The organism is Pontibacillus marinus BH030004 = DSM 16465 (assembly GCF_000425225.1).
In the GTDB taxonomy this organism is placed as follows: domain Bacteria; phylum Bacillota; class Bacilli; order Bacillales; family BH030062; genus Pontibacillus; species Pontibacillus marinus.
The window spans coordinates 116,726-127,240 of record NZ_AULJ01000018.1 but is presented as its reverse complement, the minus strand read 5'-3'; the positions used below and the strand labels follow the sequence as shown (position 1 = coordinate 127,240).

Annotated in this window: 12 protein-coding genes; 10 read left to right on the top strand and 2 right to left on the bottom strand. The window is 38.7% G+C overall.

Features of this window, described 5'->3' with window-relative positions; all coding sequences use genetic code 11:
• Both H514_RS25060 and H514_RS23890 read left to right on the top strand, forming a co-directional pair.
• Positions 1-213 (top strand): hypothetical protein (locus H514_RS25060; RefSeq protein ID WP_211226778.1); only part of this gene is annotated, 213 nt, incomplete at its 5' end.
• Between the two features lie 147 nt (positions 214-360).
• Positions 361-1,812, top strand: coding sequence for a glucosaminidase domain-containing protein (locus tag H514_RS23890; RefSeq protein ID WP_051255029.1), 1,452 nt, complete (start codon positions 361-363; stop codon positions 1,810-1,812).
• Between the two features lie 118 nt (positions 1,813-1,930).
• On the opposite strand, the gene H514_RS22500 is transcribed toward H514_RS23890, so the two are convergent.
• On the bottom strand, positions 1,931-2,962 hold the full coding sequence (locus H514_RS22500; RefSeq protein ID WP_036842297.1) for an LCP family protein: 1,032 nt from the start codon (positions 2,960-2,962) through the stop codon (positions 1,931-1,933).
• A 3-nt stretch (positions 2,963-2,965) separates the two neighbouring features.
• Entirely contained in the window at positions 2,966-3,619 is a 654-nt protein-coding gene (locus H514_RS0104600) for a YigZ family protein (protein WP_027445902.1), read from the bottom strand.
• Between the two features lie 252 nt (positions 3,620-3,871).
• On the opposite strand from H514_RS0104600, the gene H514_RS0104595 reads away from it, so the two are divergent.
• The 8 genes from H514_RS0104595 to H514_RS0104560 all read left to right on the top strand — a co-directional run bounded on the left by H514_RS0104595 (position 3,872) and on the right by H514_RS0104560 (position 10,505).
• Complete coding sequence (locus H514_RS0104595; protein ID WP_027445901.1) at positions 3,872-5,011, top strand: sensor histidine kinase; 1,140 nt, start codon at positions 3,872-3,874, stop codon at positions 5,009-5,011.
• Between the two features lie 202 nt (positions 5,012-5,213).
• Positions 5,214-5,903 carry a response regulator gene (locus H514_RS0104590; RefSeq protein WP_027445900.1) on the top strand — a complete coding sequence of 230 codons (690 nt, stop codon included), beginning with the start codon at positions 5,214-5,216 and terminating at the stop codon, positions 5,901-5,903.
• Between the two features lie 227 nt (positions 5,904-6,130).
• On the top strand, positions 6,131-6,973 hold the full coding sequence (locus H514_RS0104585) for a DegV family protein (RefSeq protein WP_027445899.1): 843 nt from the start codon (positions 6,131-6,133) through the stop codon (positions 6,971-6,973).
• Between the two features lie 68 nt (positions 6,974-7,041).
• Positions 7,042-8,475 carry a DEAD/DEAH box helicase gene (locus H514_RS0104580; RefSeq protein WP_231566601.1) on the top strand — a complete coding sequence of 478 codons (1,434 nt, stop codon included), beginning with the start codon at positions 7,042-7,044 and terminating at the stop codon, positions 8,473-8,475.
• 1 nt (position 8,476) lies between these two features.
• A complete protein-coding gene (locus tag H514_RS0104575; protein WP_027445897.1) occupies positions 8,477-9,154 on the top strand; it encodes a ComF family protein in 678 nt (225 codons plus the stop codon).
• A gap of 79 nt (positions 9,155-9,233) precedes the next feature.
• Positions 9,234-9,656 (top strand): TIGR03826 family flagellar region protein, encoded by a 423-nt coding sequence (locus tag H514_RS0104570; RefSeq protein ID WP_027445896.1) that lies wholly within the window; start codon positions 9,234-9,236, stop codon positions 9,654-9,656.
• Positions 9,657-9,728: 72 nt separating this feature from the next.
• Entirely contained in the window at positions 9,729-9,992 is a 264-nt protein-coding gene (gene flgM, locus H514_RS0104565; RefSeq protein ID WP_027445895.1) for a flagellar biosynthesis anti-sigma factor FlgM, read from the top strand.
• A gap of 15 nt (positions 9,993-10,007) precedes the next feature.
• The gene (locus H514_RS0104560) at positions 10,008-10,505 is read left to right on the top strand and encodes a flagellar protein FlgN (RefSeq protein ID WP_027445894.1); all 498 of its coding nucleotides are present in this window, start codon (positions 10,008-10,010) and stop codon (positions 10,503-10,505) included.
• Positions 10,506-10,515 lie beyond the last annotated feature (10 nt).

The window sequence follows — 10,515 nt, the reverse complement described above, 5'->3', positions numbered from 1 at the left end:
CCCCGCAGGCACGAGGAGGCTCGGCTTTTCTTCCACAACAGGCTTGCCGTTTCACTGACCGCAACAAATTACTTTACAGCAACGGACTCCTCTCAGTTTCAAGTCTTCTACAATCCTGCCATATTGCTGAATAAATCATGGCTCGAGCTTCTTCGTCATATTCTTGTTGTTCTTTCTAATATAATTCTTTTCCCGGGAAATATTTTGTCATAATTTCAATTGCCTATGTCGGAATCATTCGACTGTAAATGAAAATTTAGACAGATTCCTACCAATGTCCTCTATTATTACCGCAATGTACCATATATAATAATAAGAGTAGAATTTTGTCTGAAGAATCATTTGGGGAGGAGCATCAGGATGAAGAAGACAAGTGTGGTCCTTATGAGTTTTGTGATGATGTTGTCACTATTAAGTCCAATAGGGAAGGTGCAAGCAGCCACAACCTGGAAGGAACTAGAGAGCAGAATTAACGTTTCCTTGGACAAAGAATTTAAAGTGAACTTTAATGTGGCAATGGATCCTGAAACAATCAATGAGGATACAGTGTATGTGATGAATTATCGTAGTTTACAGAAGCATCCGGTTGAAACAGAATTATCGGAGGATGGCAAGACTTTGACGGTTTCACCAAAGGAAAACTATACATTAGGTGAAACTTATACATTACATATCAAGCAATCAATCAAATCAATGCGGGACAAAGAGATGGAAGAATCTATTAAATTATCTTTTCAAACTTCAAGAGACTTTCAGATTGCTAATATGAATGCGTTAGAGGATTATAATTTAGGTGAATCCTACGATACGCTTAATGAAGCGAAAAGCCATGTTGCAAAAGACGGAACACAAGTCATTCTGGAAAATGGGGAAGTCGTATGGATGCCAGAAGGTATTGTTCGTACTAGATGGTTTACGAATATTTACGAAGATGAGAATAGGACTTCTGCTATTACCTATGTGAATGGCTCAGCTGAGATGCAGTATTTAGATACGGTTGATGATGGGATTATGATTAAAATTGCTGATCAAATTGGATATGTAGCACCAAGCGATGTGCAACTTGTACCAAATAAATTTATTGATGGACAATCCTATTACGAAAATGAAGATGGTAAATTAGTGCACCACATTTATCGAAATGGTGGTTACGTGCAATACACGTATGGATCGGCACCCGATACGATGGATGAAGGAGAGAAAGTATATAGTTGGGATGGAGAAACGTTTGAAGGGAAGGAATACCCTTTGTTTAATCAGTTATCTCTAAGAACAAAAACGCATTATACTGCTGAAGAATTAGATCAATTTATGAAGCATTTCAGTCCGGATAGCCCTTTAATTGGACTTGGTGATGTATTTATTGAAGCACAGGAAAAATATAATGTGAATGGCCTGTATCTTCTATCTCATGCTATTCATGAAAGTTTCTGGGGAAAGAGCAAAATTGCAAGGGATAAAAACAACTTGTTTGGAATCAACGCAAGTGATGACAATCCTTATGGAAATGCAGATGAGTTCAAGTCATTAGAGTCTAATATTATGTATGTTGCTGAATTTGTTTCTGAGAAGTATCTTACACCAGGGAATTTCAGATATAACGGTGACTTCCTTGGTAATAAGTCAGAAGGTATGAATGTAAAGTATGCATCTGACCCTTACTGGGGACAAAAAATCGCAGGTTGGATGTATAAAGCTGATCAGTACTTAGGTTCTAAGGATCGTAGGTTGTTGGACCCTGATTATGATCCTGAAAATACAGAGGAAGATAATACTACCGAAGAGTCTACAGATGAAAGCACGAGTAATTAAATCTAACTAAAACACCAAGATAAAAACTTGAAATGATTCAGACAATAAAAACGGATAAAAAGAAGCTAGCCTAAAACAAATATGTTAGGCTAGCTTCTTTTATGTTTTGTAGTTATTATTAAGATTCTTTATCTTGAATAGAGTCTTCATCATCTTTGGCATATGCACTGTCATCTTTTGAACCGTTATCGCCATTTTCCAAGTCGAGGTGTACTTGGAGTTTCGATTTTATATCTGTCACGCTTTGATCTTTTAAGCGGTAATAATAAATGTCGTCGATATAGGCATGGTTTCCGTTCAGTTGCATTGTATCGATTTCAACGTTGTCCCTTCGTAAAACATAGTCATGAAGGGAAACCATTTCTTCAAATTCCATGTTTGTCTTCATGTTTTTTCCTATTGAATCAATAAGAGAACCGTATTTCCCGATTGACTTCGTCTTTGAAGCTTCCTCGAAAATTGCCTTCATCAATTCCATCTGGCGTTGACCTCGGGCCATGTCGTCATCATATTGACGAGAACGTGCAAGTGCTAGAGCTTCTTCTCCATTTAAATGTTGCTTTCCTTTTTCGAGTTTTATGGCTCCTGCTATATCGTTACTATTTTTCTCTGATAAGGTGAAAGGGACATCATATTCAATCCCCCCAAGAGCATTTACGGTTTCGATAAAGGCATTGAAATTTAAACGGACGTAATAATCAACAGGGATATTAAACATATTCTCAACTGTTGATACAGCTAGGTCAACTCCTCCAAAAGCATGCGCGTGTGTAATTTTATCTTTAAATCCTTTTGATGGAATATCAACATAAGAGTCACGTGGTATGCTGACTAGCTTAATGGATTTTTCTTTTTCATTAAGTGTAGCTAGGATCATCGCATCTGAACGGGCATTTTCAATATTTCGAACGTCACTATCATCGATACCTAAAAATAGTATGGAAATATTGTCGTAGTTCGGATCCACAACTTCATCACGTTTTTTTGACTTATCTCCACGATTTAATTCTTGTTGGGCTTGATCGGTTACCGTTTTTGCTTTGTCTGTAAGATACATACCATAGCCAGCTGTTGCTCCAGCTGCAAGTAAGAAAAGAACAAGGAAAGACCATAGAATGATTCTCTTCTTTGAGGTCTTTTTCATTTTCATGCGTTATTCTCCTTTGTGGTCAGGCGGTACATCGATCTCCATATAGGAAACCTCACCTTGATTGATTTCAACCTGATCATGCGTTAGATCAACCATCCATGTCTTGAATTCCTCTTCTTCTCCCTCTTCCACATATATATCTATTTCCACATGTTCAAGGTATTCAATCCCATTTAATATGTAAGAGCTTGAACGAAGTTGGTTTTCAACTTTCCCCAACAGGTTATAGTCGGCTTTTACAATCATGGATCTCATGAGCTGACGCTTTACTATACCTGTTGTAATTAAGGCTTCAGAGGTTGCACTCCCATATGCACGAATAAGGCCTCCGGCGCCTAGTTTGATCCCTCCAAAATAGCGGGTAACGACCACTGCAGTATCTTTTAGACCTTTTTTCTTTAATACTTCAAGCATAGGTACTCCTGCTGTGCCGCTAGGTTCACCATCATCATGAGCTTTTTGAATTTGGTCATTTTCCCCTATTAGATAGGCTGAACAATTATGGGTGGCATCATTATGCTTTTTTTTAATTTCTTGAATAAATTCTTTTGCTTCTTCTTCAGTTTCTGTTCGTTTTACATATCCAATAAATCGAGATTTCTGAATCGTAATCTGTTCCGATCCTTCTCCTTTAACGGTTAGATAGCTATTTAACATCTTGCATTCTACCTCCTAAAACTTCATTATAATGTTACGGGGATGAATCAGCAAACGAATTCTTTAAGAGTAGGTAGGCTTTAAATGGGATATAAATACAAGGGAATTGGATAGGCATAAGCTTGTAGACCTATCCTAAAACACACAACTTCCGAAATTTTTTTGTTAATCAATAGTTTTTTCCGAATAACCCCCAAAAATTATCATGGGTCAAACGAATGAGTATGTGAACATAGATGGAGGAGACGTTTTATGTCTGAGTCTAAAATTGGTGAAAAAGCACTTGATTCGATTATTCAAGAGATGGTCGATGTAGTGACAAACAGTAAGGATGAAATCTTCCAAATAGGCGAGCAATCTCGGACAGAGTTTGAACAGCTAAATTCAGAGTTAAATGATACGAAAAAACAAGTTATTGAAATGATTGATGAGGGCGATAAACTTGAGCGCCAGGTTCGCTTTTCCCGTATGCGTCTTTCCGAGGTGAGTAAACATTTTGATAAGTATTCCGAAGCTGAAATACGTGAGGTATATGAGCAAACTCACCAACTTCAAATGCAGCTTTCTGTAAAACGAGAAAAGGAAAAGCAGCTGCGAGAGAAACGAGATGACCTGGAACAACGCATTAGACGTCTTTCTGAAACAGTAGATAAAGCAGATGCCTTAGGCGGCAAAATATCTGTTGTTCTCAATTACTTAAATGATGACTTCAAACAAGTATCTGAAGCACTTGAGGATGCTCGAGAAAAGCAGGCATTCGGACTGCAAATCATTGAGGCTCAAGAAGAAGAACGTAGACGTTTGTCTAGGGAAATTCATGACGGACCTGCTCAAATGCTTGCCAACGTCATGCTACGCTCTGAGTTAGTGGATCGAACCTTCCGTGAGAGAGGTGTAGATGAGGCGTTAAAAGAAATTAAGGATGTCCGGAAAATGGTCCGCTCAGCCCTGTATGAAGTTCGTCGCATCATTTATGACCTACGACCAATGGCATTGGATGACTTAGGACTCGTTCCAACATTGAAAAAATACTTAGCAACAGTAGAAGAGTATAATAGTCTCCAGATTGATTTCTCCTCACATGGAGAGGAGAAGCGTCTAGACTCCAAATACGAAGTTGCTTTGTTTCGTTTAGTTCAAGAAGCGGTTCAAAACGCTTTGAAACATGCTGAGGCTAAAACGATTCAAGTGAAATTTGAATTAAAACGTAATAATGTAAACATTGTAGTAAAAGATGATGGAAAAGGTTTTGATACCAATGAGAAAAAGGAAAAATCCTTTGGAATTGTTGGGATGAAAGAACGAATTGAAATGCTTGATGGAGAGATCACTATTGATTCAAGTATTGGAGAAGGTACTGTTATCATGATCCAGGTCCCATTGAATCAGTAGATATTGGAAATGTTGTATTCTTCTATATTCTTGTACCTATTTATATTATAATGGGTATATCAGATGAGATAAGGGGATCAACAAACATACACAAGCGACTATTTGGGCGGGTTTAAAGACTTATGAGGGTTTGAAACCTAGCACCAAAAGGGAAATAAACAATAATGAACAATGGAATTCATTGGATATGGGAGGCTTAACCATGACCACCAGCATTGTATTAATTGATGATCATAAATTATTCCGTGAAGGAGTAAAAAGAATACTAGAGTTCGAACCAAGTTTTAAAGTTGTAGCAGAGGGTGACGATGGGGATTCAGCTACAAAACTAGTTGAGGAACACAGCCCTGATGTTGTATTAATGGATATCAACATGCCACAAGTAAATGGCGTGCAAGCTACAGCTGAGCTTATCGGTCAATATCCAGATCTTAAGGTTATCATTCTATCAATCCACGATGATGAAAACTATGTAACTCACGCACTTAAAACAGGTGCGCAAGGGTATCTTTTAAAAGAGATGGATTCTGATGCCTTAATTGATGCGATTAAAGTCGTAAGTGAAGGCGGATCTTACTTGCACCCTAAAGTTACGCATAACTTGGTGAAGGAATATCGCCGCTTAGCTGATGAGGGTACAGGTGGTGCTCAAGCTGAGAACACGATTGAGTATCGTAAACCATTACACCTTCTAACTCGCCGTGAGTGTGAAGTTTTACAACTTCTAGCTGATGGGAAGAGTAACCGCGGCGTAGCAGAAGCCCTGTTCATTAGTGAAAAGACAGTTAAAAACCACGTAAGTAACATTTTGCAAAAAATGAACGTAAACGACCGGACACAAGCTGTTGTAACAGCGATTAAAAACGGTTGGGTTGAAGTTTTTGTAAATTAATAAGATAAAAGACTCTAGAAATGAGAAAGTTTCTAGGGTCTTTTTTATGTTTTGGGGTGTTGGAGACAAGTGAATATCGTAGAATCGGTTGGTGCATTTGTGATTATCTTCATGTACAATAAAGGTACATTTACATAATTTTTCATAAACTATCGTCATAACATGATATAAAAGCAAATTGGTATGAAAACCAATTTCCCATTACAAAACCAAGGAGTACGGTATCTATGAAAACAGCAATCGTTACAGATAGTACAGCTTACATACCCCAAAATGTACGAGATCAACATCACATTCATATGATCCCACTTAGCGTGCTATTTGGAAATGAAAGTTATAAAGAGGAAGTCGACATTACAACCGGAGACTTTTTTGAGATGTTGCGTGATTCAGACGAGCTCCCCAAAACATCACAGCCTTCTATAGGAATGTTACAAGAGTTATTTGAAAAGCTAAGCTTACAGTATGATGCAGTTGTCTGTATTCATTTATCAAGTGGTATTAGTGGAACCTATCAAACTGCAACAACAGCTGGAGAGATGGCTGAAGGTCTTGAAGTCCACACATTTGATTCAGAGATTAGCTGTATGGCTCAAGGATTTTATGTGATTGAAGCGGCTGAAATGGCCAATAACGGAGCTACACCTGATCAGATCCTGGCTCGATTAGAAGAGATTAAGCAGTCCTTACAGGCGTACTTTATGGTGGATGATTTAACAAACCTTCACCGTGGAGGGCGTTTGAGTGGAGCTCAGGCTATAGTAGGAAGCCTATTGCAAGTGAAGCCTGTTCTTCATTTTGTGGATACGAAGATCGTTCCATTTGAAAAGATCCGTACACGTAAGAAAGCCTTAAAGCGTGTGAAAGGATTGTTTGAAGAAGTTGCTTCAACAGGAGAACCCATGAAAGCTACGATTATTCATGCGAATCGTGAAGCTGAAGGACAGGAAATTTTAGAAGAGCTTCAGGAGCAATACCCTCACGTTGAATTTGTGTTAAGTTACTTCGGTCCTGTTATTGGCACACACTTAGGCGAAGGTGCTATCGGAATTGGTTGGTATAAGAAATAAACTTTTAAGAGACGTCATGCGAGGTAAAGGCATGGCGTTTTTATACCTTTATAAGGAGTGTGAACTTATTGAAGTTTGCTCAGGTTATTTCCTCGCTTTATTCTTACTTTAACTCATCGTTTGATTGGATCCCCTCTACCTCTACTGCTAAAAGTCATTCACCAAATGTGTATCCCTCCCTAAGCGGTAAACTCTTACTAGAAAAAGAAGTTGAAATGAATAAGGAAGAGAAAGAAATGCTTTTGTCACAAGGTTTATTACAGCGAGTTCCTGTAATAGAAGACTATGTTTGGGGGTACCTGTGTCGACGGTGTGGAAACAAGAAAAGAAGATGGTTTGCTGGCTTGCCTTGTGATTGTGGAGAAGAGTGTGTGTATTGTCGTAATTGTATTGAGATGGGAAGGGTTTCGACTAGTTCTCATTTCCTTGTTTGGACAGGTTCTGAGCCTAAATGGATAAATGATCATGTTTTGAAGTGGGATGGGGAACTCACCTTTTATCAAAAACGAGCTTCTGAAGAAATAAAGAGTGCGATAGATTCCAAGAATGATCTCCTAGTGTGGGCTGTTTGTGGCGCTGGGAAGACGGAAATGTTGTTTGAGGGTCTCTCTCACGCATTGGCGGAAGGGAAGAGAGTATGTATTGCTACTCCAAGGGCTGATGTAGTAAAGGAGTTATTTCCTCGTTTTCAGGAGGTGTTGCCCTACGTAGACATGGTGGCCCTGTATGGAGGAAGTCAACATGTTGATGAAGGAGCACAATTAGTTTTATCCACCACTCACCAATTGCTTAGGTATGCTCAAGCTTTTGACGTGTTAATTATTGATGAAGTTGATGCGTTTCCTTTTTACGCTGATTCTTCCCTTTTGTGGGCTTCAAGACGTGCAAAAAAGAAAGAATCAGCCACTATCTACTTAACTGCTACTCCTCGTATTCGCTTTAAAATCCTTTCTAAATTGAAAAAGCTACAGACTGTATTTGTTCCTCAACGATTTCATGGACATCCCCTACCTGTTCCACAATTTGTTTCATGTTTTGGTTGGAAGTCCTCTCTTGATAAAAATACATTACCTCGAAAATTTAAAAGCTGGTTACATGAAAAAGAAGCTGGAACGAGGCGTGTACTCGTTTTTGCCCCTACCATCGCTTTAGCTGAACAATTGGCAGATCTCATACCAAATGGTGTATATGTACACAGTGAAGATGAGAATCGTGATGAGAAAGTTCAGCAATTTCGTGAGCATGAGATTTCTATTCTAATTTCTACATCCATATTAGAGCGAGGTGTAACATTCCCTTCCATTGATGTAGCTGTATTCCACGCAGGTCATCGAAATTTTGATGAAGCGGCTTTAGTCCAAATTGTAGGTAGGGCTGGTCGGAGTGCCAGTGATCCTAATGGTGATGTGGTATTTTTTCATGATGGGAAATCGGAAGCGATGGTCGAAGCGAGATACTCGATTCTGAACATGAATGATCGGTCAAGGAAGGGAGAGCGATAACATGCATTGTTTATGGTGTGATCAGAAAATTCTTCCTGAAGTTACATGGTTAACCTTTTTGACACCTCACAAAATAAAAGTTCTATGCGAAGAGTGTAAGGAAAAGTTTTCTTTTATTGTGGGACCCGTTTGTATTCGGTGTAATCGTCCTATGGAAGGTAAGGGGAAAACTTGTTATGACTGTGAGCGTTGGATTGCTCAGAACCCCTCCTTGGAATGCAACATTTCAGTTTTTGAGTACAATTCTTTCATGCAAGAAGTCATTTCGAAATGGAAATATCGAGGAGATTATGTTTTAGCGGAACTTTTTCGGGAAGATGTACAACAACGTTTTGATGAAGCATTTAGCCATTTGAACAATCTAGTTGTCGTGCCGATTCCTTTGAGCGAAGAAAGGTTGCAAGAAAGAGGCTTCAATCAGGCTGAAGCTATTGCTAGTTTTGTTAACTATCCATCAGAAAATGCAATTAAACGTATCCACACTGAGAAGCAATCCAAAAAGTCTCGAAAAGAGAGGATGACTTCCACCAATCCTTTTCAAATTCAGAAACCTCAGCGTAGCACCATCGTATTAATTGATGATATTTACACTACAGGCCGCACACTACATCATGCTGCCGAGGTACTTAAATTAAGCGGTGCACAAGAGGTTCATGCTTTTACACTTATTCGAGGATAACCTTAATTCTTATAGTCCCCTTTTTAATTCAACTCTTTTGACGATATAATAGATAAAGATGATTAAGGAGGAGACTAGAGTGGGAGAGTTAGCCAATTGCCCGCGTTGTAACGCTTTATTCGTGAAAAGTGTGAAGAGTATTTGTGACGCATGTTATAAAAAAGAAGAAGAAGCTTATGATTTGGTTTATAAATTCATAAGTAAAAAGAAAAACCGTACATCATCTATTGATGAAGTTGTGGAAGCAACAGGAGTTGAGAAGGATCTTGTCCTGAAGTTTGTAAAAGAAAAGCGACTTCGTGCAGGAGACTTTCCAAACCTGACATATGATTGTGAAAAGTGTGGAGCACCTATTCAGGAAGGAAAGATTTGTAGTAGCTGTGCTTCAGGCATTCAAAACGACCTTGAAAGAGAAAAGAATATAGAAGAAGTTCAACAAAAAAATAGCCGTGACAGAAATCACACCTATTATTCAGTAGGGAATTTTAAAGGAAAGTCTTAAACATTTCTATTCCCTGCCGATATTACGGGTAGATGTAGTTGCGGCGTTTAAAAAGGGAAAGAGGTGAGTGAAATGAAAATTCATGGTCCAAACCAAACGAATTTCAACCCTTACAAAAAGCAAATTCAAAAGCAACAAGAGAATCAAAATACAAATTCACTTAAAGATAAAGTAGAAATCTCTAGCAAGGCAAAACAAATGCAGGAGATGAACAAGGCTCAAGCAGCACGAAAAGAGCATATTGAGCAAATTAAAAACAAGGTTGATGCTGGAGAATACCAAGTTGATGCCAATAAGACAGCTGAGAAAATGATAGACTTCTGGACGAACCGCTAAAGGAGGGCATGATCCATGTCCACTCAACCTATTACAGAAATAATGGATAAGCTTTGTTCCTTGCATCAAAGCTTATTGACATTATCTCAAGAAAAAACAGAAGCTCTTAAGAAGGGGAATACTGAGGAGCTTCAGGCGATCATTGTAAAAGAGCGCAAGCATGTTCAAGCAATCGGCCAGTTAGAAACGAAGCGTGAGCAGCTTGTTTCGGATTGGTTTGCATCCCAAGGTGTAAATGGAGATGAGCGAACCATTACAGCCATGCTTGAAAACATCAATAATGAGCAAGAAGGACAAGCTTTACAGGAACAATTTGAACGATTAGTTATGATTCTTGCTGACTTAAAGCAGCAAGAGAAGCTGAACCAAGAGCTTACACAGCAATCCTTACAATTTATTGATATGTCATTAGATATGATACAACCGTCTATGAAGAATTTGAATTATGGGCGACCGAATGCAAAGCAGAGTGATAGCGGTAACAGGCGATCTGTTTTTGATTCCAAAGCTTAACGAGAGGGGA